General features: G+C 63.2%; 24 protein-coding genes. 10 read left to right on the top strand and 14 right to left on the bottom strand.

Annotated elements, in window-relative coordinates; all coding sequences use genetic code 11:
* Positions 1 to 31: 31 nt before the first annotated feature.
* Both ABX298_RS14750 and ABX298_RS14745 read right to left on the bottom strand, forming a co-directional pair.
* Positions 32 to 292: a hypothetical protein gene (locus ABX298_RS14750; RefSeq protein ID WP_046616028.1), complete on the bottom strand. Its 261-nt coding sequence runs from the start codon at positions 290 to 292 to the stop codon at positions 32 to 34.
* Positions 293 to 489: 197 nt separating this feature from the next.
* Entirely contained in the window at positions 490 to 1074 is a 585-nt protein-coding gene (locus ABX298_RS14745; RefSeq protein WP_013970929.1) for a YajG family lipoprotein, read from the bottom strand.
* A 145-nt stretch (positions 1075 to 1219) separates the two neighbouring features.
* Between ABX298_RS14745 and ABX298_RS14740 the strand changes: the two genes are divergently transcribed.
* The 3 genes from ABX298_RS14740 (at position 1220) to ABX298_RS14730 (ending at position 4817) form a co-directional block, all read left to right on the top strand.
* Positions 1220 to 1453 carry a hypothetical protein gene (locus tag ABX298_RS14740; protein ID WP_025337699.1) on the top strand — a complete coding sequence of 78 codons (234 nt, stop codon included), beginning with the start codon at positions 1220 to 1222 and terminating at the stop codon, positions 1451 to 1453.
* A 600-nt stretch (positions 1454 to 2053) separates the two neighbouring features.
* Positions 2054 to 3562: a malate dehydrogenase (quinone) gene (gene mqo / locus ABX298_RS14735; RefSeq protein ID WP_025337698.1), complete on the top strand. Its 1509-nt coding sequence runs from the start codon at positions 2054 to 2056 to the stop codon at positions 3560 to 3562.
* Between the two features lie 304 nt (positions 3563 to 3866).
* Positions 3867 to 4817: a transposase gene (locus ABX298_RS14730; protein WP_075043887.1), complete on the top strand. Its 951-nt coding sequence runs from the start codon at positions 3867 to 3869 to the stop codon at positions 4815 to 4817.
* Between the two features lie 234 nt (positions 4818 to 5051).
* Here the strand turns inward: ABX298_RS14730 and ABX298_RS14725 are convergent, their stop codons facing one another.
* From ABX298_RS14725 to ABX298_RS14710, 4 genes are all read right to left on the bottom strand, one after another.
* Positions 5052 to 5342 carry a PA4642 family protein gene (locus ABX298_RS14725; RefSeq protein ID WP_084785037.1) on the bottom strand — a complete coding sequence of 97 codons (291 nt, stop codon included), beginning with the start codon at positions 5340 to 5342 and terminating at the stop codon, positions 5052 to 5054.
* Positions 5343 to 5410: 68 nt separating this feature from the next.
* Entirely contained in the window at positions 5411 to 5881 is a 471-nt protein-coding gene (locus ABX298_RS14720) for a hypothetical protein (RefSeq protein ID WP_013970925.1), read from the bottom strand.
* Between the two features lie 142 nt (positions 5882 to 6023).
* Entirely contained in the window at positions 6024 to 6497 is a 474-nt protein-coding gene (locus tag ABX298_RS14715) for a WbuC family cupin fold metalloprotein (RefSeq protein WP_367393292.1), read from the bottom strand.
* Positions 6498 to 6499: 2 nt separating this feature from the next.
* Positions 6500 to 7057, bottom strand: coding sequence for a hypoxanthine-guanine phosphoribosyltransferase (locus ABX298_RS14710; RefSeq protein WP_003256346.1), 558 nt, complete (start codon positions 7055 to 7057; stop codon positions 6500 to 6502).
* 162 nt (positions 7058 to 7219) lie between these two features.
* Here ABX298_RS14710 and upp point away from each other — a divergent pair, with 162 nt between their 5' ends.
* Both upp and ABX298_RS14700 read left to right on the top strand, forming a co-directional pair.
* Positions 7220 to 7858, top strand: a complete 639-nt coding sequence (upp, locus tag ABX298_RS14705) for a uracil phosphoribosyltransferase (RefSeq protein ID WP_011532223.1) — start codon at positions 7220 to 7222, stop codon at positions 7856 to 7858.
* Positions 7859 to 7860: 2 nt separating this feature from the next.
* The gene (locus tag ABX298_RS14700) at positions 7861 to 9135 is read left to right on the top strand and encodes a uracil-xanthine permease family protein (RefSeq protein WP_025337694.1); all 1275 of its coding nucleotides are present in this window, start codon (positions 7861 to 7863) and stop codon (positions 9133 to 9135) included.
* A 132-nt stretch (positions 9136 to 9267) separates the two neighbouring features.
* Here the strand turns inward: ABX298_RS14700 and hemH are convergent, their stop codons facing one another.
* A complete protein-coding gene (hemH, locus tag ABX298_RS14695; RefSeq protein WP_075043762.1) occupies positions 9268 to 10281 on the bottom strand; it encodes a ferrochelatase in 1014 nt (337 codons plus the stop codon).
* A 13-nt stretch (positions 10282 to 10294) separates the two neighbouring features.
* Positions 10295 to 11200 carry a TIGR01777 family oxidoreductase gene (locus tag ABX298_RS14690; RefSeq protein ID WP_317408958.1) on the bottom strand — a complete coding sequence of 302 codons (906 nt, stop codon included), beginning with the start codon at positions 11198 to 11200 and terminating at the stop codon, positions 10295 to 10297.
* 187 nt (positions 11201 to 11387) lie between these two features.
* Here ABX298_RS14690 and ABX298_RS14685 point away from each other — a divergent pair, with 187 nt between their 5' ends.
* The 5 genes from ABX298_RS14685 to ABX298_RS14665 all read left to right on the top strand — a co-directional run bounded on the left by ABX298_RS14685 (position 11388) and on the right by ABX298_RS14665 (position 16463).
* On the top strand, positions 11388 to 12374 hold the full coding sequence (locus tag ABX298_RS14685) for an NAD(P)/FAD-dependent oxidoreductase (RefSeq protein ID WP_075043761.1): 987 nt from the start codon (positions 11388 to 11390) through the stop codon (positions 12372 to 12374).
* Between the two features lie 100 nt (positions 12375 to 12474).
* Positions 12475 to 13443, top strand: coding sequence for a DUF523 and DUF1722 domain-containing protein (locus tag ABX298_RS14680; RefSeq protein WP_025337690.1), 969 nt, complete (start codon positions 12475 to 12477; stop codon positions 13441 to 13443).
* The gene (locus ABX298_RS14675) at positions 13433 to 14332 is read left to right on the top strand and encodes a MerR family transcriptional regulator (protein WP_317408957.1); all 900 of its coding nucleotides are present in this window, start codon (positions 13433 to 13435) and stop codon (positions 14330 to 14332) included. The genes ABX298_RS14680 and ABX298_RS14675 overlap by 11 nt, the downstream gene beginning before the upstream one ends.
* Positions 14323 to 15765: a deoxyribodipyrimidine photo-lyase gene (phrB, locus tag ABX298_RS14670; protein WP_367393291.1), complete on the top strand. Its 1443-nt coding sequence runs from the start codon at positions 14323 to 14325 to the stop codon at positions 15763 to 15765. Before ABX298_RS14675 ends, phrB begins: the two co-directional genes overlap by 10 nt.
* On the top strand, positions 15762 to 16463 hold the full coding sequence (locus tag ABX298_RS14665) for an SDR family oxidoreductase (RefSeq protein ID WP_286101032.1): 702 nt from the start codon (positions 15762 to 15764) through the stop codon (positions 16461 to 16463). Before phrB ends, ABX298_RS14665 begins: the two co-directional genes overlap by 4 nt.
* 302 nt (positions 16464 to 16765) lie before the next feature.
* Here ABX298_RS14665 and ABX298_RS14660 read toward each other — a convergent pair whose 3' ends face one another.
* From ABX298_RS14660 to hemA, 6 genes are all read right to left on the bottom strand, one after another.
* Positions 16766 to 17284 (bottom strand): acyloxyacyl hydrolase, encoded by a 519-nt coding sequence (locus ABX298_RS14660; protein ID WP_025337686.1) that lies wholly within the window; start codon positions 17282 to 17284, stop codon positions 16766 to 16768.
* A 101-nt stretch (positions 17285 to 17385) separates the two neighbouring features.
* A complete protein-coding gene (gene murI, locus ABX298_RS14655) occupies positions 17386 to 18183 on the bottom strand; it encodes a glutamate racemase (protein WP_025337685.1) in 798 nt (265 codons plus the stop codon).
* Entirely contained in the window at positions 18176 to 18931 is a 756-nt protein-coding gene (locus ABX298_RS14650; RefSeq protein ID WP_025337684.1) for a molybdopterin-synthase adenylyltransferase MoeB, read from the bottom strand. The genes murI and ABX298_RS14650 overlap by 8 nt, the downstream gene beginning before the upstream one ends.
* Positions 18925 to 19755, bottom strand: a complete 831-nt coding sequence (gene prmC / locus ABX298_RS14645; RefSeq protein WP_137162982.1) for a peptide chain release factor N(5)-glutamine methyltransferase — start codon at positions 19753 to 19755, stop codon at positions 18925 to 18927. Before prmC ends, ABX298_RS14650 begins: the two co-directional genes overlap by 7 nt.
* Positions 19755 to 20837 (bottom strand): peptide chain release factor 1, encoded by a 1083-nt coding sequence (gene prfA, locus ABX298_RS14640; RefSeq protein WP_013970909.1) that lies wholly within the window; start codon positions 20835 to 20837, stop codon positions 19755 to 19757. Before prfA ends, prmC begins: the two co-directional genes overlap by 1 nt.
* Positions 20834 to 22111 (bottom strand): glutamyl-tRNA reductase, encoded by a 1278-nt coding sequence (gene hemA, locus ABX298_RS14635; protein ID WP_025337683.1) that lies wholly within the window; start codon positions 22109 to 22111, stop codon positions 20834 to 20836. The genes prfA and hemA overlap by 4 nt, the downstream gene beginning before the upstream one ends.
* Positions 22112 to 22290: the final 179 nt, after the last annotated feature.

Below are 22290 nucleotides of genomic sequence, written 5' to 3'. Positions count from 1 at the left end.
CGGCGATGGGCCGCAAAGCGGCCCCGGAATCTCAAACCCAGGTACTGAACCAGGACAACAGCAGCGCCATCGCCAGGCACGAAAAACCGAGAATGTAGAAGTACCGCGGTACCCGCAGGTCGAACGCGTCCACCACCCCGTCGTCCACCGCCATGTATTCGCGGGTCTCGGCCTCGCGCCGCCGCGCACTGTGCAGCAGCAACCCGCCCGGGCAGGTCAGCAGCAGCGCCAGCAGATTGATCAGCTTGGTCGGGTGGGCGGCCAGGAACCCCCAGAGCACTTGCAAGGACATCACGCAACCTCGGTATGAGCGACGGCAAAGGCCGGCATTCTACCCAAGTCATGCCCAGACGCCCGGCCCAGGCGACAAAGTGTCATCAAATTTCATCTGGCATGGCATGAAGCTTTGCCGGCCTCTTCGCGGGCACAGACAACAAAAAACCCGCTGCCTGGAACACAGGCAGCGGGTTTTGTTTTACAGCTGAAGGCTTACTGCCCCAGCACTTGACCGATGGTCGGGTCCTTGAACATGCGGGTCAGGGCATCGCTCAGCACATCGCCCACCAGCTGGGTGTTGGTTTCCTGGTTCGGCGCCATGCCGAAACGCTGGTCCAGCGAAGCGCCGTAACGGCCACTGTAGCGGCGGCCGCCGTTAGACACGTCGGCACGGAAGGTGGCGCCGATGGTAGCCTCGGTCACGTACAGGTTGTCTTTCGGCGACTGGTACTTCAGCTCCGCCAGGGTCACGGTCAGCTGCGGCGCGTTGTAGGCGTTCGGCGTCGGGGTGAAGCCGAGCAGGCGCACGGCGGCTTCGGCCTGGGCCTGCAGCTTGGGCACGATGTCGTTACCGCTGACGCTGATGGTGCTGGTCTCGGGGTACATGCCACCGCGAGTGCCCAGGGACTGCGAGGCCCGGCCATCAACCACACGGACCACTACCGGTTGGCCATGGCCGACCGGGGCGAGCTGGGCCTTGAGCGTGGGTTGCGGATTGAGTTGTTGCGGGCTGTGGGCACAACCGACCAGGCTGAGGCTGGCCACGGCGATCAAACCGAACAACAGACGTTGCAACATGCGCGTTACTCCAGAAAAAGCGGCGAAGGCCCACAGTATACCTAGGCACGCATCGACCAGTCATCGGCCTGGCCCGCTTGTCACAATCGTTTCATCGCCGCGCCCTTATCCTTGCGCCAAGCCCTAACGCACAGGACTCGCTGCCATGGCCTCGCTCTGGACCCTGCTCTTCCAACGCCCGCGCCACAACACCTATGCCCGCCTCGACGCGAACGGCAAATGCCTGGCCTTCAAGCAATGCAGCCAGGCGCCCAGCGGCAGCGGCTGGGTCCAGATCGGCGAAATCCAGCTCGCCTGGCTGGGCCGTGAACTGCCCGCCAGTGCCCGGGTTTGCGCCCGCGCAAGCCGCCGCTGGCACCAGCGCATCCTCGCGGCCTGACAAACGCTGCAATAAAAACCACGAATGGCGACATTTCTGCCCGCGACATCGCTATAATCTCCCCCCGATTATAAGGACGTCTCCTGATCGGGCCCCGCACTCGCCGATTGACCCCGGCAACTTCAACGCTTCGCCCACAGAGAGCCTTCCACTCAGGTCTTGCATCGGCTGTCGTGCCTGCTTTTCCGGCCCTTCACACTGCATGAACCTGCGGGTTGCCATCGCGCAGTCCCCTTTTGAGGTTCACGTCTCCAAAAGAGCGTGAAAAAACGGTTTTCACAACTTCACAAGAGTGTGGCGAGCAAATGAACAGTCTGGCATGTGCAAAAGCGGCAGATGTGTCCCGAACAGCCCTGAACAGGCGGCAAATGCGCTCATCCCGTATGAGTGTCTGAGCCGTTCCATAACGCACGCACGACACCTTGACCATAAGTCGAATTGCCGCACCCGTGGCAAACCGCGTTCAATACGCGAACCCGAAGACTGATTGGCGGTGTCCGCGGAAGTTGCAAGAACTGCGAAAAGTCGGACATGGCGACCCTGGCGAACCCAGGTCCTATGCTGTCAATTAGGTAGCTGTAGATTGTGGAGACGCGTTAAATGGCGCAGAACGAATCGGTTGATGTGGTACTGGTAGGCGCGGGCATCATGAGTGCCACCCTGGCCGTACTGCTCAAGGAGCTCGACCCGACCCTGAAGCTTGAGGTCGTGGAGGCGATGGACTCCGGAGCCGCGGAAAGCTCCAACCCCTGGAACAACGCAGGCACCGGCCACGCCGGCCTGTGCGAGCTTAACTACACGCCCCAGGCCGCCGATGGCAGCATCGACATCAAGAAGGCCGTGCACATCAACACCCAGTTCGAGGTTTCGCGCCAGTTCTGGGCCTACCTGAGCAAAAAGGGCAACTTCGGCTCGGCACGTGCCTTCATCAACCCTGTCCCGCACCTGAGCTACGTCGAGGGTGACAAGGGTGTTTCCTTCCTCAAGAAGCGCTATGAGCTGCTCAAGCAGCACCATGCCTTCGCGGACATGGAATACACCGAAGACAAGGCCGTGATGAATGACTGGATGCCGCTGATGATGCCAGGCCGCCCAGCCGACCAGCACATCGCCGCCACCCGCGTGCTCAAGGGCACCGACGTCAACTTCGGCGCCCTGACCAACAAGCTGCTGAAGCTGCTGGGCGACTCGCAGGACGCTCAGGTCAAGTACAGCAAGAAGGTCGTCGGCCTGCGCCGTAACGGCAAGGGCTGGACCGTGAGCATCAAGGACGTCAACAGCGGCGGCAGCCGTGAAGTGGACGCCCGCTTCGTCTTCCTCGGCGCCGGTGGCGCGGCCCTGCCGCTGCTGCAGCTGTCGGGCATCCCGGAAAGCAAAGGCTTCGGCGGCTTCCCGGTCAGCGGCCAGTGGCTGCGTTGCGACAACCCGGAAATCGTCAAGCAGCACCAGGCCAAGGTCTACAGCCAGGCTGCGGTCGGCGCCCCACCGATGTCGGTACCGCACCTGGATACCCGCGTGGTCGATGGCAAGAAATCGCTGCTGTTCGGCCCATATGCCGGCTTCACCACCAAGTTCCTCAAGCACGGTTCGCTGATGGACCTGCCGCTGTCGGTGCGCATGGGCAACATCGGCCCGATGCTGGCCGTGGCTCGTGACAACATGGACCTGACCAAGTACCTGGTCAGCGAAGTGATGCAGTCGATGGAGCAGCGCCTGGAAGCCCTGCGTCGCTTCTACCCGCAGGCCAAGGCCGAAGATTGGCGCCTGGAAGTGGCTGGTCAGCGCGTGCAGATCATCAAGAAAGACCCGAAGAAAGGCGGCGTTCTGCAGTTCGGTACCGAGCTGGTCTCGGCCCAGGACGGCAGCCTGGCTGCACTGCTCGGCGCATCGCCGGGTGCTTCGGTAACCGTGTCGATCATGCTGGAACTGATCGAGCGCTGCTTCCCCGAGCAGGCCAAAGGTGCCTGGGCTGCCAAGCTCAAGGAAATCTTCCCGGCTCGCGAGAAGACCCTGGCGACCGATGCTGCCCTGTACCACAAGATCAGTGCCGACAACGACGTGGCGCTGGATCTGGTGGAAAGCAGCCCGGCGGCCAAGCATTACGCCTGATTCGGCCGGTAACGAAAAAACGCCCCTCGGGGCGTTTTTTTGTGCCTGGATCCTAGTAAGCCTGTTCCGGCCCTTTCGCGGGTAAACCCGCTTGTGTCTTGATGGGGGATTAGAATTTGGAGTGAGAGCGGTGAATGGCAAGCTGAATGCCGTAGGTGCCTTGAGCACGTGTGGGAGCAAAAGCTGCCATTCACCGTTCCACTTTGGCGAGAGCCCGAACAGTTGGATGCGGCTCTGATCTCGAATCACAAGCGTGGGCCAAGCCAAAGTCCTCTCACTGTGTTGAGTTTAGGAGGTTTTGGTGATGGCTTCCTTCTTGGGTATCGATGTTTCCAGTCTCTCCCTTGATGCTGCGGTGCGGCCACAGGGCATCAAAATGCATTTAAGCAATGATCCAACAGGGTTTGAGGCGCTACTGGAGAGCCTTCGCAGGCTCAGTATCAAGCGCGTCCTGTTAGAGGCGACGGGTGGTTACGAGCGAGATGTCATGCGTTTTCTACAGGACGCTGGCTACAAGGTCATACGCGTCAATCCCAGGCGAGCCAGGTCATTCGCTGACTCTTTAGGCATCAAGGCCAAGACTGACGCCATCGACGCCGAGGTTCTGGCGCACTATGCCGAAGTCATTCCAGATCAACCCTCTCTGCGAGTCAGCCCCGAACGAGCGCTTCTGCGAGAGTTGCTTCAGCAACGTGATCGGATGGTTCAACAGCGAGATGACGACCTGCGGCGCCTGAAGCAGGTGCAATCGACTGCAGTTGCTAACTACCTGAATGCCAACCTGAAACACTTCAAGGCGCAGATCAAACGGGTTGAGTGTGAGATCGAACAGCAAATCGCGATGCTGAACGACGAACGGGTTGCCCAGCTGATCAAAGTGAAAGGCATTGGGATGGTGACAGCGGGCAAACTAATAGCGCTGCTGCCGGAGCTAGGTCGGGTTGAATCCAGAGAAATTGCCTCCCTGGTTGGGGTGGCGCCCTTCAACCACGACAGCGGGAAATTCATGGGCAAGCGCTCTATCTCTGGCGGGCGATTTGCGGTCAGGCGATCGCTGTACATGGCATGCCTTGTGGCGATGAAATACAACCCAGCACTCAAGGCTCGTTATCAGTCACTGCGGGAGCGCGGAAAACTTCCCAAAGTCGCTATCGTGGCCTGCATGAGAACGTTCATCGTGCGGTTAAACGCCATGCTCAGAACGGGTACATCATGGCTCGATCTAGTGCTACCGCAGCCTGAAAGTACAACGTAAATCCAGAACGCAGCGTGAGCCGCCTGGAAGCGGGCTTGCCCGCGAAGCCAACACCGTGGTGGATGGCACGGGCTTCGCCCGTGTTCGCGGGCAAGCCCGCTCCCACAGGGATCGCGCCAGCTTTTTGAAATTGAGCAAGACAGTTGCTCCCACAAGGACCGCACCACAGCTAATGGCTGTGCTGTACCTGTGGGAGCGGGTTTACCCGCGAAGAGGCCGGAGCAGGTTTACAAATCAGCCACGGGCCTTGGCGATGATCTCGATGTAATCCGCCGCATTGCGCTGGTCGGCAATCTGCTCGACAAAAGTCTTGCCGTGCTCGTCCTTGCCATCCAGGTCCAGCCCAGCCTCGACGAAGAAGCCGATAAAACGCTCGAAATCGTCGATGCGCAGGCCGCGGTAGGCCTTGACCAGCTTGTGCAGCGACGGCGAAGTCACGCCATCGGCCGGCTCGAACTGAAGGAACGACTTGATGTAGTCGTCGCTGATCTCGTCACCGATTACCTGTTTCTTGTCTTTACGCATTGCCGACTCCAACTGGACCATCACGAAATTTCGAAGGCCGGCAGTGTACCCCCCGCAGGCCGGGCGCCTCAACGCGTACGTACGGTACCGGTGTGCAGGTCGGCCCAGACGTGGCCGTTGCCGTACGTGAGGAACTGCACATACAGCGTCTCGTTGCGCAGCAGGTCCATGATCACGCGGTAGTCGCTGAGCGGGTAATTCAGGCTCAGGGTGCGGGTTTTCTCGTCATATACGGGTTTCTTCAGGCTTTTGGCCGCTTCACCGTCAAAGGTCAGCAGCACCTGGGCGATGGTCGCGCCCTTGCTCAGCGGCTTGCCCTTGAGGCGCACCTGCAACGACGAGGTGATCGGGATCGGCTGCTGGTCGGACTGGCGCTGGGTACCCACTACCACCGAGTAGTCGGTCACTTGCAGCAATTGCTGGCCGGTCGGCGCTTCCTGGCGCAGGGACTGGTCGTCAGGTGGCAGGAACTGGCTGTGCAGCGGTGCGGCGGCGAGTGGCAGGCTGACCGCCAGCAGGAGGGGAAGAAACGCACGCATGTGAGGCTCCTTGAATGAAGGAGCACTCTAGCATGCTGTGTCTGGGCTGTACCGGCCCTATCGCCGGCAAGCCAGCTCCCACAGGTACCGCGCTATCCATGTGGGAGCTGGCTTGCCGGCGATGGGGCCGGTGCAGGCAACATCAATCGAACTGCGCGCGCATCCAGGCCTGGTACTCGTCCACGCCCTCTTCTCCTTCGCGCGGCGCCCAGTGCGCATGTTCGCCTTCACCCACCGGCCGATACGGCCCGGCCTTGCACTCGAACAGGATGCTGTCCGGCTCCAACACCACCAGCCCATGGTAAATACCAGGCGCGAGGTCCACACCCAGGCAGTCGCCGCCCGCCTGCAGCACTCGCTTGTCGGTCACCGCCCCCTGCTCATCGAAGAGCAACAGGCCTAAGCGCCCCTTGAGCGCAATCAGCGTTTCAGCCTTGTCGGCGCTCAGGTGGCGATGCGGCGGGATATAGGTGCTCGGTTGCAGCCCGACCGCCATGCGGTGGCAGGGTTCTTCCATCTCATGGAAGGTGTGATGCTGCCGCCCGCGCGGGTTGGCGGCAGCCTGTGCGGCCAGCCCGGCGAACAGCGATTGGTCGATGAACGCAGGCTGGCGCATGATCACAGCCCCTTTACGGCGAAGATGCCGTTGGCGTTGCGCCAGTAGCCTTTGTAGTCCATGCCGTAACCGAAGATGTAGCGGTCGACGCAGGGCAGGCCCACGTAGTTGGCCTTGAGCTCCGGGCTGGCCTTGCGGTCATGGTCCTTGTCGATCAGTACCGCGGTGTGCACCGAGCGCGCACCGGCATGCTTGCAGAACTCGATGATGGCGCTGAGGGTGTGGCCTTCGTCGAGGATGTCATCGACGATCAGTACGTCACGGTCGATGAACGACACTTCGGGCTTGGCCTTCCAGAACAGTTCACCGCCGCTGGTCTGGTTGCGGTAGCGGGTGGCGTGCAGGTAGCTGGCTTCCAGTGGGAACTGCAGGTGGGTCAGCAGTTTGCCGGAGAAGATCAGGCCGCCATTCATCACGCAGAACACCACCGGGTTCTTGTCGTGCAGGTCCTTGCAGATCTGCTCGCCGACTTTGGCGATGGCCGCTTCGACTTCGGCTTCGGTGTACAGGCAGTCAGCTTCACGCATGACTTGACGGATATGCTCGAGATCGGCGGACATGGCGCTCTCCGGGGGGTGCATTTTGGAAAAGCGGGCAAAGGTACGCATCCGCTCGTCACAGATCAAGCATTTATGGACTAACGTCCAGAATGACCAGACGACAGCACAGGCTGAATAGATTAATCTAGCGCGGTTTTTTTGCCCGCCTTTCGGAGCCCCCCTATGCCCACTCGTGAGATCCGCCATCCGCTGATCCGCCACAAGCTCGGCCTGATGCGCCGTGCCGATATCAGCACCAAGAATTTTCGCGAACTTGCCCAGGAAGTCGGCGCGCTCCTGACCTACGAAGCCACCCAGGACCTGCCGCTCGAAACCTACGAGATCGACGGCTGGTGCGGCAAGGTGCAAGTTGAAAAAATCGCCGGCAAGAAGATTACCGTGGTGCCGATCCTGCGTGCCGGCATCGGCATGCTCGACGGCGTGCTCAGCCTGATCCCGGGTGCCAAGGTCAGCGCCGTCGGCGTTGCCCGCAACGAGGAAACCCTCGAAGCCCACACCTACCTGGAAAAGCTCGCGCCGGACATCAACCAGCGCCTGGCCCTGATCATCGACCCGATGCTGGCCACCGGCGGTTCGATGGTCGCCACCATCGACCTGCTGAAGAAGGCCGGTTGCAAAGAGATCCGCGCCATGGTCCTGGTCGCCGCGCCAGAAGGCATCGAAGTGGTGGAAAAAGCCCACCCGGACGTGCAGATCTACACCGCCTCGATCGACCAGCGCCTGAACGAACACGGCTACATCGTGCCGGGCCTGGGCGATGCCGGTGACAAGATCTTCGGCACCAAGCAAAAGGACGCCTGACCATGCAGGACGGCTTCAACGACCCGCTCTGGCGCCAGGTCGTTTCGGGCGCGCAGATGCTCTTCGTGGCATTTGGCGCGCTGGTGCTGATGCCACTGATCACCGGCCTCGATCCGAACGTCGCGCTGTTCACCGCCGGTATCGGCACCCTGCTGTTCCAGCTGGTAACCGGCCGCCAGGTACCCGTGTTCCTGGCCTCGAGCTTTGCCTTCATCACCCCGATCATCCTCGCCAAGGGCCAGTTCGGCCTGGCCGAGACCATGGGCGGCGTGATGGCCGCAGGTTTCGTGTACACCTTCATGGGCCTGATGGTGAAAATCAAAGGCACCGGTTTCATCGACCGCATGCTGCCGCCGGTGGTGATCGGCCCGGTGATCATCTCCATCGGCCTGGCCATGGCGCCGATCGCCGCCAACATGGCGATGGGCAAGGCCGGTGACGGCAGTGTGCTGCTGCCCTACAAGACCGCCATGATGATCTCGATGCCGGCCCTGCTGACAACGCTGATCGTCGCCGTGTTCGGCAAGGGCATCTTCCGTCTGGTGCCGATCATTGCCGGCGTGCTGGTAGGCTTTGCCCTGTCGTTCGCCTTTGGCGTGGTCGACACTGCCAAGATCGCCGCCGCACCGTGGCTGGAGCTGCCCAACTTCACCGCGCCAGCGTTCAACTGGCAGGCCATCCTGTTCATCGTCCCGGTTGCCCTGGCACCGGCGATCGAGCACATCGGCGGCGTGATCGCGGTCGGCAGCGTGACCGGCCGCGACTACCTGAAGAAGCCCGGCCTGCACCGCACCCTGCTGGGCGATGGCCTGGCCACCACCGCAGCCGGCCTGTTCGGCGGCCCGCCCAACACCACCTATGCCGAAGTGACCGGCGCGGTGATGCTGACCAAGAACTACAACCCGAAGATCATGACCTGGGCGGCGGTCTTCGCCATCACCCTGGCCTTCATCGGCAAGTTCGGCGCACTGCTGCAAAGCATCCCGGTACCGGTGATGGGTGGCATCCTGTGCCTGCTGTTCGGCTCGATCGCGGCGGTGGGCATGAACACCATGATCCGCCACAAGATCGACCTGGCCGAAGCGCGCAACCTGGTGATCGTGTCGGTGACCCTGGTGTTCGGTATTGGCGGCGTGCTGATCGGCAGCGGTGATGGCCCGGATGACTGGGGCCTGAAGGGCATCGCCCTGTGCGCCATCGTGGCAATCGCCCTGAACCTGATCTTGCCGGGCAATGATGGCTGGAAGCACAAGAAGCTGGATGATCAGTTGCCTTGATCCGGCTTTAGCCTGATCTGGCCCTATCGCCGGCAAGCCAGCTCCCACAGGTACCCCACAGATTTCGAGAACTGTGGAATACCTGTGGGAGCCGGCTTGCCGGCGATAGGGCCGGTACAGGCAACCTGAAAGTCAGGCTTTTTCGCACATCCCCGCCAGCGCCTTCACCCACGCCGGGTGATCATTCAGGCAAGGCACCAGCACCAGCTCCTGCCCGCCGGCCTCGACAAACTGCTCGCTCCCGCGCATGCCGATCTCTTCCAGGGTCTCGATGCAATCGGCCACGAACGCCGGGCACATTACCAGCAGCTTCTTCACCCCGGCCTTGGCCAGCTCGTCCAGCCGCGCCTCGGTATAGGGTTCGATCCACTTGGCCCGCCCCAGCCGTGACTGGAACGACACCGACCATTTGCCATCGGGTATGCCCATTTTCTGTGCAAAGGCCCTGGCCGTTGCCAGGCACTGCCCGCGGTAGCAGACCGCGCGCATGTCGGCACTGGCATCCTTGCAGCAATCGGCCGCCTGGAAGTCATGCTTGCCGGTAGGGTCCAGTTTCTTCAAGTGGCGCTCCGGCAAGCCATGGAAGCTCAGCAACAGGTGATCGTAATCCTGCTCCAGGTAAGGCCGGGCGCTGGCGACCAATGCCTCGATGTAGTCCGGGTGCTCGTAGAATGGCTGCAGCACGCGCAGCTGCAACGGCAACTGGCGTTCATTGACCGTCTGCCTGGCCAGTTCCACCACAGTGGTCACCGTGCTGTCGGCGAACTGCGGGTACAGCGGCGCCAGGGTCACCTTGCGCACACCCTGTGCCACCAGGCGCTCCAGCACCTCGGGCAAGGCCGGCTGGCCATAGCGCATGGCAATCTCCACCGGGCCATGGGGCCAGTGCTCGACCATCGCCGCCTGCAGGCGACGGGTCAGCACCACCAGCGGCGAGCCCTCCTCCCACCAGATCGAGCCATAGGCGTGCGCCGACTGCTCCGGGCGCTTGACCAGGATCAGCGACACCAGCAGGCGCCGCACCGGCCAGGGCAGGTCGATCACGTACGGGTCCATGAGGAACTGGTTGAGGTAGCGGCGCACATCGGCCACCGAGGTGGAGGCCGGGGAACCCAGGTTGACCAGCAGCAGGGCGTGATCGGTCATGCAGCGTCCTATGTCAGAGGCGGCTGGACAGGTTGTCCAGGGCCGATTGCAAATCGTTGAAGCGGAAAGTGAAGCCTGCCGCCAGCAAGCGTACCGGGCGGGCGCGCTGCCCGCCGAGCAGCAGGGTCGACAGCTCACCCAGCCCGGCCTTGAGCAGCAGTGCCGGCACTGGCAGCAGCGCCGGCCGGTGCAAGGTGCGGCCAAGGCGCCTGGCGAACTCGCGGTTGCGCACCGGCTCCGGGGCGCAGGCATTATAAGGACCGCTGGCATCCTTGTGCTGCAAGAGAAAATCAATCAGGGCGACCTGGTCTTCTATATGGACCCAAGGCATCCACTGCCGCCCGTCGCCCAAAGGCCCGCCCAGCCCCAGTTTGAAGGGCAGGCGCAGGCGCGACAAAAAGCCGCCATCACTGGCCAGCACCAACCCGGTACGCACCAGCACCACGCGAATGCCCTGGGCCTGGGAACGCAGCGCTGTCTCTTCCCAGGCAATGCACAGCTGGCTGGCAAAATCTTCGCGCACCGGCGGTGAAGCCTCGGTCAGCTCGCGTTCGCCACCGTCTCCATACCAGCCCACCGCAGAGCCGGAGATCAGCACTTCCGGGCGCTGCTCGCGGCTGCCCAGCCAGGCGAGCAGCTGCTCGGTGAGGGTGACGCGGCTGGCCCACAGCAGGTTGCGCCGGGCCGCCGTCCAGGGCCGATCGGCAATCGGCGCACCGGCCAGGTTGATCACTGCGTCCAGGTGATCATCCGCCTCCAGTTGCTCCAGGCGGGCAATGCCACGCACGCCGTTCCCACAAATTTTCGGCACCTGCTCAGGTCGCCGACTCCACACCGTCAAGCGATGACCCTGGCCGAGCCAGTACTGGCACAGGTGCTTGCCAATCAACCCGGTGCCGCCTGTCAGCAATATATGCATGGCTGTGTCCTCGCAGAATGCGGCGGTGGTCTATTTTTAACATCAAGGCACTTTTTTGACCCGACGCTCTCGGATAAACATAGGCCAACCTGCCTGCCAACACGGAATAACCTTATACAACATTTGAGCATTGTACAGGTTTGCCTGACAGCGTAGTCTGCTTACAGCAAGGTTTGAAGAGGCCATCATGACAGTACCTATTGCCATCATCGGGGCCGGTATCGCCGGTCTGTCAGCCGCCCAGGCCTTGCAGAAGGCCGGGCAATCCGTGCATTTGTTCGACAAAGGCCACGGCAGTGGCGGTCGCATGGCCAGCAAGCGCAGCGAAGCTGGCGCGCTGGACCTCGGCGCCCAGTATTTCACCGCCCGTGACCGGCGCTTTGTCGAGCAGGTACAGCAGTGGGTTGCCGCTGGTTGGGCCGAGCAATGGAAGCCACAGCTGTACAATTACCGCGATGGTGAACTCACCCCTTCACCCGACGAGCAGACACGCTGGGTGGGCGTGCCGCGCATGAGTGCAATCACCCGCGGCCTGCTCAAGGATGTGACGGTCAATTTCGGCTGCCGCATCGCCGAAGTGTTCCGCGGCAAGCAGTACTGGCACCTGCAGGACACCGAAGGCTGCAGCCACGGCCCATACAGCCGCGTGGTGATCGCCGTGCCGGCACCACAGGCCACGCCGTTGCTGGCCGCTACCCCGAAGCTCGCTGCCGTGGCCGCCGGTGTGCAGATGGAGCCCACCTGGGCCGTCGCCCTGGCCTTCCAGACCCCGCTGGAAACCCCGATGCAAGGCTGCTTCGTGCAGGACAACCCGCTCGACTGGCTGGCGCGCAACCGCAGCAAGCCCGGGCGTGACGAGCAGCTCGACACCTGGGTACTGCACGCCACCTCGGACTGGAGCCGGCAACACATCGACCTGCCCAAGGAAGAGGTGATCGAACAGCTGTGGGGCGAGTTCGCCGAACTGGTCGGCTGCGTGGTGCCGGCACCTACTTTTGCCTTGGCCCACCGCTGGCTTTATGCCCGCCCGAGCAGCAACCATGAATGGGGCGCACTGGCCGATGCTGACCAAGGCTTGTACGCCTGCGGCGACTGGTGCCTGTCCGGCCGTGTCGAGGGCGCCTGGCTCAGTGGCCAGGAAGCGGCGCGTCGGCTGCTCGAACACCTCGAGTGATGTAGGGTTATACAAAAAAACTGGTTTGCATAACTTCCGGGCTGTGCTGGAATGAACCTGTACAATTTTTTAGTCTCGTACAGGTTTTTGGAGGCAGCCCATGCACGACTCATTTGCCCACAGCAAGCCGCGTATCGCCATCAGCGCCTGCCTGACCGGGCACAGCGTGCGCTATAACGGTGGCCACAAGGCCTCCGACCTGTGCCGTATGCAACTCGAGGAACATTTCGACTGGTTGCCGGTGTGCCCGGAGGTGGCCATCGGCCTGGGCGTGCCGCGCGACCCGATCCGACTGGTCGGCAACCCCGAGCAGCCGGAAGTGGTAGGCACCCGTAACCCCGGCATGGACCTGACCGGCCCGCTGCGCAACTACGGCGAGCAAATGGCAGCCGAACTCGACGATATCTGCGGCTACATCTTCATGCAGAAATCGCCTTCCTGTGGCCTGGAGCGGGTCAAGGTGTACCAGGACAATGGCCACCCGGCCTTTCACGGTGGACGGGGCGTGTATGCCCAGGCGTTCTGCGCACGGCGCCCGGACCTGCCGGTGGAAGAAGAAGGCCGCCTGCACGACCCTGTGCTGCGCGAGAACTTCATCAGCCGTGTGTACGCCTATGCCGACTGGCAGCGCCTGCTGGCCGAAGGCCTGAGCCGTGGCGCCCTGGTGCGGTTCCACTCGCGCTACAAGTACCTGCTGATGGCCAACAACCCGCAGGCCTACCGCAGCCTCGGGCGCCTGCTCGGCAGCATGAGCAAGGATGATGACCCGCAAAGCATCGGCCCGCGCTATTTCAGCCAGCTGATGCAGGCCCTGCGTCGCTGTGCCAGCCGTGGCACTCATTGCAACGTGCTGCAGCATCTGAGCGGCTACTTCAAGGACACCCTCACACAGCAGGACAAAGCCGAGCTGCAAGCCATCATCGGCCAATACCAGCAAGGCGTGGTGCCTCTGGTAGTGCCGCTGACCCTGCTCAAGCACCATTTGCGCAAGCACCCCGACCCGTATCTGCAGCAGCAGGCCTACCTGCAGCCGCACCCCGAGCGCCTGGGCCTGCGCAATGCCGTCTGAAATCCTGTTGCCCATCGGCGAGCTGGCTCGCCGCACGGGCGTCAATCCCGTCACCCTGCGCGCCTGGGAGCGCCGCTATGGCCTGCTCAAGCCCCAGCGTACCGCCAAGGGCCATCGCCTGTATCCGCTGGAGCAGGTCGAACGCGTCGAAGCGATCCTCGCCTGGCTGCAACGCGGCGCCTCCGTCGGCCAGGTACGCGAGCTGCTCGACAAACCGGCCAGCACGCCACCGAAAGGCGACTGGCAAGCCCGGCAGTTCCAACTGGTCGAGGCCATCGCCACGCTGTCGCAGCGCGCCCTCGACCAGCAGCTCAACCAGGCGATGGCCCTGTACCCGGCTGTCACCCTGTGCGAGCAATTGCTGTTGCCACTGCTCGACCTCCTCGACCTGCGCTGGCGCAACTATTTCAATGCACGGCTGGAGCAGGTGTTTTTCCACAGCTGGCTGCGCAGCAAGCTGGGCGCCCGGGTCTACCACGACAACCAGTTGCTGCAAGGCCCTGCCATCTTGCTGACCGAAGACAGCGAACACACCTTCAGCCCCGATTTGTGGTTGTGCGCCTGGCTGTTCACCAGCAACGGCCTGCCAGTCGAAGTACTGGAGCACACCATTGCCGGCGCGCACCTGCAACGCGCCGTAACCATGCTCAAGCCGCGCGCCGTGCTGCTGCACCTGGGGCCACGCATCGATGACAAGGCGCTGCAACGCACCCTGTCCAACCTGCCCGTGCCGACCCTTGCCGGCGGGCCGATGCTGGCGCTGCACGAAGCCCGGCTGCGTGCCCTCAGGCTGCCCAACCTTGCCCTGTTCGATACCCCTCAGGCGGCATTGCGTTTGCTGCAAGCCCATGACCGCCAGCCTGGAGAGATGACCGCACCATGCACCTGACCTGGCTGCGCAGCGACCTGCGCATCGATGACAACACCGCGCTCAGCGCCGCCAGCGAACGCGGCCCGGCCCTCGCCCTGTGGCTGGTCAGCCCCGGGCAATGGCTGGCCCACGACGACGCCGCCTGCAAAGTCGACTTCTGGCTGCGCAACCTGCGCGACCTGCGCCAGTCGCTGGAGCGCCTGAACATCCCCCTGCTGATACGCAGGATCGACACCTGGGACCAGGCGCCACAGGCCGTACTCGATGTGTGCCGCCAACATCAGGTGCAAAGCGTGCACTGGAACGAAGAGTACGGCATCAACGAGCAACGTCGCGACGACGCCACCCGCGCACTGCTGGAAAAGTCGTCCATCCAGGCCCACAGCCACCTCGACCAGCTGTTGTTTCGCCCAGGCACCATCCTTACCCGCAGCGGCGACTACTTCCAGGTGTTCAGCCAGTTCAAGAAGAACTGCCTGGAGCACCTGCACCGCGGCCTCCCCGCCCTGGCCCAGCGGGTGAAATGCCAGGCACCGCTGCAGGTCAGCAGCGACCCGATCCCCCAGCACGTGGACGGCTTCGAAAAACCCGCGCAAGCACTGCGCGACCACTGGCCGGCCGGCGAAGCTGAAGCGCAGGCGCGGCTGACCCGTTTTCTCGACGAAACCATCGACGACTACCAACAGCTGCGCGACTTGCCTGCCAAGCCCGGCACCAGCCAGCTCTCCGCCTACCTGGCCGCAGGCGTGATCTCGCCGCGCCAGTGCCTGCACGGCGCCCTGGCCAGCAACCGCGGCGAGTTCGACAGCGGTAGCAGCGGCGTGCAAACCTGGATCAACGAGCTGCTCTGGCGCGAATTCTACAAACACATCCTGACCGGTTATCCACAGGTCTCGCGTCACCGCGCCTTCCGCGCCCAGACCGAAGCCCTGCCCTGGCGTGATGCACCGGCCGACCTCGAAGCCTGGGAACAGGGCCGGACCGGCTTCCCGATCATCGACGCCGCCATGCGCCAACTGCTGGATACCGGGTGGATGCACAACCGCCTGCGCATGATCGTGGCCATGTTCCTCAGCAAGAACCTGTTGATCGACTGGCGCAAGGGCGAGCGGCATTTCATGCGCCACCTGATAGACGGCGACCTGGCCGCCAACAACGGTGGCTGGCAGTGGAGCGCGTCCACTGGCACCGACGCAGTGCCCTATTTCCGCATCTTCAACCCGGTTTCACAGTCGCAGCGTTTCGACCCGCAGGGGCGTTTCATTCGGCACTGGCTGCCGGAATTGCAGGGGCTGGATGAAAAAGCCATTCATTTCCCTGTGAAGTCGGCCGATCTTTTTGCTAGATATTCCTATCACAGTCCAATTGTCGATCTCGACAGCAGTCGTCAGCGCGCACTGGAGGCATTCAAGAACCTCCCGCGCCGGCAGGATCAGAGGGCAGCATCTTGAACAACGCACGCAGTATCTGGGTGACGGGAGCAGGCAATGGACTAGGCCTGGCGTTAGTGGAAGGGTTACTCGAGCAAGGGCACCGGGTAGCTGCAAGCGGCAGGCATGGCGAGGCACTGGATGCCTTGGCCGCACGCTATGGCAGCCAGCTGTTGCGCTTGCCGTGGCAGTTGCACGAAGAACACCAGGCGGCCCAGGCCAGCCAGCAGATATGCCATGCCTGGTGCGCGCTGGACGGTTTGATCATCAATGCCGGTACCAGCGATTACCTGGCGGACGATGTGGCGGACAGCGAGTTGTTCGAGGCGATCGTCACTGACAACCAGTTGGCCGGCGAGCATTGCCTGGCCAAAGCGCTGCCTTTGCTGGCGAAGGGTGACTCACCCCAGGTGATGGCGGTGTTCAACCGTTATTCGGCGCTGCAGCTGCATGCACCGACGCAGGCGCCTGCGGGCTGGAACAACATGCCGCAGTGGATGCGCGAGCAGCGTCAGGCGTTGAAGGCGCAGGGGGTTGAGCTGACCGTGGTGGCGCCGCAGTCGTTGAAGACACCTGTGACACCGGCGCAGGCGATACCGGAGGCGTGGACGCCGCAGAATGCGGCAGAAGAGCTGCTGCGGCGGTGGCCGCAGAGGGAGCCCGAGCTTGTGCTGGAGGCTTTGGATCTGACTAGCCTGTGGCCTTTGCCACTCAAGTAATCGATGTGGTGACCGTTCCGGCCCTATCGCCGGCAAGCCGGCTCCCACCTCGACCGCATCGGCTTGAAGTCATGCGCATAACCTGTAGGAGCAGCCTTGTGCTGCGAAGAGGGCAGTAGGGCAGCAGATGTTCTTCTGCAGCAATGGCTTCTTCGCAGCACAAGGCTGCTCCTCCAAGGTGATGAGGTAGCCTGAGTAATGGAGCAAGACAGTTGCTCCCCCAGGTAGCTCATAGATCTCAAGCTATGTAAGCCCCCCCTGTGGGAGCGGGTTCACCCGCGAAGAGGCCGGCACAGGAGAGCTCAGAGCGCCATGCGGTAATGCAGGCTATAGCTCTCCACCCCATCGTTGGGCTGCTTGATGCCTGCGTTGGAATAGTGAATAGCCCGCACGCCAATCTCATGCCCACCGGCAAAGCGCAATCCAAAGCCGATACGGTCCTCGAACTGGAATGCCGAGCCCAGCTCGTTGTCTTCCAGCTCGGTGCTGGAGAATGCCGCCACGCCAATCCCCGCCTCTATATAAGGCTTCACCGACTCCCCGGCAAACTCGTAGACGAACACCGGCGCGAACGACAGGCTATGGTTGCTCGCGGTCTCGTCACCATCCCAATAGGTGTAGGCCCCATCCCAGTACCCCGTCAGGCGCCCGACGCTGGTCTGCCACCAGCTAGCGTCCCAATTCGATTGCAGCCCCAACCGATAGACCATGGTCGAGTCACCGGTCTGCCCCACCGAAAACGAAACGTCGGCAGCCTGCGCCGCCAGTGAGTGCCCCAGGGTGAAGACGGCAGCCGCCGCCAAGCCAAGCAGCTTCTTCATGAGCAACATCCTTCTTTGCTGTTATTGGTATCCGCCTCATGTCAGGCAAAGCGATAGAAAACGGCAGTGGTACGATAGTTCAGCTTCTTTTCACATTTTTTTCACAATGAAAAGCTTTGCACACTGTCGGACTTATGCCACAGCAAAGGTAGGATTTGTCTGAGTGATTGCGGATCGGCACTGGTCCAGAAGCGGGTATCCCGGGCTGGCCCATCGGCCAGCAGGTCATCCGCGCCCAGCAGCCGCTGCAGTTGGCGCGCCACTGCGGCACCGGTGTCGATGATGGCCACGTCGGCTGGCACCATGCCGGCCAGCAACGGGCGCAGGAAGGGGTAATGGGTGCAGCCGAGGATCAACGTGTCGCAGCCAGCGGCCAGCAACGGCTGCACATAACCTTGCAGCAGCTGTCGCAGCGCCGGGCTGGCCAGGTCGCCGGTCTCGATCAGCTCGACCAGGCCCGGGCAAGGTTGGGTGATGACCTGCACGTCATTGGCAAAGCGGTCGAGCAAGGCGGCGAACTTGGCGCTCTGCAGGGTACCGGTGGTGGCCAGCACACCGACCACGCCCGAGCGCGTGGCGGCGGCAGCGGGCTTCACCGCCGGCTCCATGCCCACCAGCGGCCAGGTCGGGTACAACTCGCGCAGGTCGGCCACCGCCGCCACCGTGGCGGTATTGCAGGCCAGTACCATGGCCTTGGCGCCCTGCTCATGGAAGAACGCAGCAATGCGTCGGAGACGCTCACGGATATAGTCCGGCGACTTCTCGCCGTAGGGTATGTGCCCGCAATCGGCCACGTAAAGCAGCGTCTCGTTGGGCAGCAGGCGCTGGATCTCTGCGAGCACCGACAAGCCGCCGACTCCGGAATCCATCACGCCGACCGGCGCCGAGCGCTCAGCCATCGCGCTTGCCGCAGACCGCACAGGCCGGGTCGCGCTTGACCCGCAGTTCGCGGATACGAGTGCCTAGAGCATCGATCAGCAGCAGGCGGCCGACCAGCGGCTCGCCGAACCCGGCCAGCAGCTTCATCGCCTCCAGCGCCTGCAGGCTGCCCACCAGGCCCACCAGCGGGCCGATCACACCGGCTTCGCTGCAGGTCAGTTCGGCTTCGCTGCCATGGCCGTACAGGCAGTGGTAGCAAGGGCTGTAGTCACGCCGTGGGTCGAATACCGACAACTGCCCTTCCAGGCGGATCGCCGCACCGCTGACCAGCGGCTTGCCAGCCGCGACACAGGCGACGTTGACCGCCTCGCGGGTACCGAAATTGTCAGAGCAGTCCAGCACCAGGTCCACCGCTGCCACCGCTGCCGCCAGCGAGTCCTCGTCCAGAGCCTGGCGATGGGCAACCAGGCTGATTTCAGGGTTGATCGCCTGCAAGCGCTGCAAGGCCGAATCGACCTTGCTCATGCCGACGCTGGCACTGTCGTGGATCACCTGCCGTTGCAGGTTGGTCAGGTCGACGGTGTCGAAGTCGGCCAGGTGCAGCTCACCCACCCCGGCAGCGGCCAGGTACAAGGCGACTGGCGAGCCAAGGCCACCGAGCCCGACGATCAGCGCCTTGCTCTGCTTGAGCCGCAACTGGCCGTCGATGTCGATCTGGGCCAGCAATACCTGCCGGCTGTAACGCAGCAGTTCCTGATCACTCAGCATGGCAGGCGCCCCAGGGTAATGCGTTCATGGCCGCCCAGGTCCGTGCGGCTGGCGACCTCGATGAAGCCTTGTTCAGCCAGCAGGGCGCGCACCGCCGCTGCCTGATCGTAGCCGTGTTCCAGCAGCAACCAGCCACCCGGTACCAGGTGCGCGGGGGCCTGGGCAGCGATCACGCGCAAGTCGTCCAGGCCATCGGCGCCGGCCACCAGCGCGCTGCTGGGTTCGAAGCGTACATCACCGGCGACCAGGTGCGGGTCTGCGGCGGCGATGTAGGGCGGGTTGCTGACAATCAGGTCGAAACGCTCGCCGGCCAGGCTGTCGAACCAGTGGCTGAGCCGTACCTGGGCGTTCGCCAGGCCCAGGCGCTGGCGGTTGCGCTCGGCCAGGGCGGCGGCCTCCTCCACCCGGTCAACTGCAGTTACCTGCCAGGCCGGGCGGTCGCTGGCCAGGGCCAGGGCAATCGCGCCGGTGCCGGTGCCAAGGTCGAGGACCTTGGCCGGCGTGGCGGGTTGCAGTTCAAGCGCGGCTTCGACCAGCAGCTCGGTATCCGGCCGCGGGATCAGGGTATGCGGCGCCACCTCCAGGTCGATCTTCCAGAAGCCCTGCAGCCCGAGAATGTAGGCGACCGGTTCGCCGCCACGGCGGCGCTGCAGGTAGGCGGCATAGGTCTCGGCATCTTCGCTGCTGACGATTCGCTCGGGCCAGGTGTGCAGGTAGCTGCGCGACTTGCCGATGGCCGCAGCCAACAGCAGCTCGGCATCCAGCCGCTCGGTGGGCGATTCTGGCAACTGCGCGTTGCGCAGCAGGCTGGCGATGATGGTCATCAGTCCCCCAGGGCGGCCAGTTGATCGGCCTGGTATTCGGCCAGCAGTGGTTCGATCACCGCCTCCACGCCGCCGGCGAGGATGTCGTCCAGCGAGTACAGGGTCAGGTTGATGCGGTGGTCGGTCACCCGGCCCTGTGGATAATTGTACGTACGGATGCGCTCGGAACGGTCACCCGAGCCGACCAGCAGCTTGCGCTCGGTGGCGATGGCGTTCTGCGCGGCGCTGGTCTGCATGTCGTTGAGCTTGGCCGACAGCCAGGACATGGCGCGAGCACGGTTCTTGTGCTGCGAGCGCTCTTCCTGGCACTCGACCACGATACCGGTGGGCAAGTGGGTGATACGGATCGCCGAGTCGGTCTTGTTGACGTGCTGGCCGCCGGCACCGGATGCGCGGTAGGTGTCCACGCGCAGGTCGGCCGGGTTGATCTCGATGGCCGCTTGCTCGTCCGGCTCGGGCAGTACTGCCACGGTGCACGCGGAGGTGTGGATACGGCCCTGGGATTCGGTTTCGGGCACGCGCTGTACGCGGTGCGCGCCGGACTCGAACTTGAGCTTGCCGTACACGCTCTCACCCTCGACGCGGGCGATGATTTCCTTGTAGCCGCCGTGCTCGCCTTCGTTCTCGGAGAGGATTTCCAGGCGCCAGCCACGCTTTTCGGCGTAGCGCGAATACATGCGGAACAGGTCGCCGGAGAAGATCGCCGCCTCGTCGCCACCGGTGCCGGCACGGATTTCGAGGAACACGTTGCGGCCGTCGTTGGGGTCCTTGGGCAACAGCATGCGTTGCAGCTGCGACTCCAGCGTCAGCAGTTGTTCCTTGGCTTCACGCACTTCTTCCACGGCCATTTCGCGCAGGTCCGGGTCACTGTCCTTGAGCAGCGCCTGGGCACCTTCGAGGTCGTCCTGGACTTTGCGCCACTCTTTATAAGCAGCGTAGACCGGCTCGACTTCGGCGTATTCACGGGAATAGGCGCGAAAGCGCGTCTGGTCGGAAATGACCTCGGCATCACCGAGCAGTGCGGTGAGTTCTTCGAAGCGGTCCTGGAGGATTTCCAGTTTGTTCAGCAGCGACGCTTTCATTGCGGGGATTTGTCCGTCGAGCCCTCGTTGAGGGCAAAGAGTTCCTGGGCCATGGCCAGCGCATCGAGGCGGCCCTCGGCCGAGAGCCTTTTCAATTGCACGCTGGGTGCGTGCAGGAGTTTGTTGGTCAGCCCCCGGGCCAGTTGGGCCAGTACGTCTTCGGGGTTGCCGCCGTTGGCCAGCAGTCGCTGGGCCTTTTGCAGTTCTTCGTCGCGCAGGCGCTCGCTTTGCTGGCGATAGGCCTTGAGCACGTCCACCGCGGCCAGCTCGCGCAGGCGCAGCATGAAGTCTTCGGCCCCCACCGACACCAGCTCTTCGGCGGCCTGGGCCGCGCCCTGGCGACTCTTGAGGTTTTCCGCCACCACATCGTGCAGGTCATCGACAGTGTACAGGTAGACGTCGTCGAGTTCGCCGACTTCGGTTTCGATATCGCGCGGTACAGCAATGTCGACCATGAAAATCGGCTTGTGCCGGCGCTGTTTCAGCGCGCTCTCGACCGCGCCCTTGCCGAGGATCGGCAACTGGCTGGCGGTGGAGCTGATGACGATGTCGCTGTTGGCCAGTTCCTGGGGGATGTCGGCCAGCAGAACGGCGTGCGCACCGAACTGCTCGGCCAGGATGCTGGCCCGCTCAAGGGTACGGTTGGCCACGACGATGCGGCGCACGCCCTGCTCATGCAGGTGGCGGGCGACCAGTGTGATGGTTTCGCCGGCGCCGATCAGCAGGGCCTGGCTGCGGCCCAGGTCGCTGAAGATCTGCTTGGCCAGGCTGACCGCGGCAAACGCCACCGACACCGGGTTTTCGCCGATGGCAGTGTCGGTGCGCACCTGCTTGGCGGCGCTGAAAGTGGCCTGGAACAGGCGCCCGAGCAACGGGCCGACGGTGCCAGCCTCACGCGCCACGGCGTAGGCGGACTTCATCTGGCCGAGGATCTGCGGCTCGCCGAGCACCAGCGAGTCCAGGCCGGAGGCCACCCGCATCATGTGCTTCACCGCCTCGTGCTCTTCGTGCACGTAGGCGCTGGCGCGCAGCTCGTCCAGGCTGAGGCGGTGGTAGTCGGCGAGCCATTGCAGCACCACATCGGCGGACAGGTGGTCCTGCTCGATATAGAGCTCGCTACGGTTGCAGGTCGACAGAATCGCCGCTTCGCGGCTGGATGTCAGCCGGCAGAGCTGCTGCAGGGCGTCTACCAGCTGCTCTGGGGTAAACGCCACGCGCTCGCGTACGTCTACCGAGGCAGTCTTATGGTTGATACCAAGTGCAAGAAAGGCCATGCAAGGTCGCTGGTTGTGACGGGAAGCCGATAATTGTCCTCTTTCGCAGGTTTCAGGACAACCACCGTTCGCTATTGCGCTGATAGCGCTGCGGCTATCGCCGACTCCAGGCCAGCATCAGCGGCAACTTCAGCTCACTCCCCCGCTTTTGATCTGGCTTTTGATCTTGATCTTGATCT

The sequence above is a fragment of the Pseudomonas sp. X4 genome, from assembly GCF_040784925.1.
GTDB classification, from domain to species: Bacteria; Pseudomonadota; Gammaproteobacteria; order Pseudomonadales; family Pseudomonadaceae; genus Aquipseudomonas; species Aquipseudomonas putida_Z.
The sequence above is the reverse complement of the archived record's forward strand: the minus strand, read 5'-3'. Positions and strand labels throughout refer to the sequence as shown.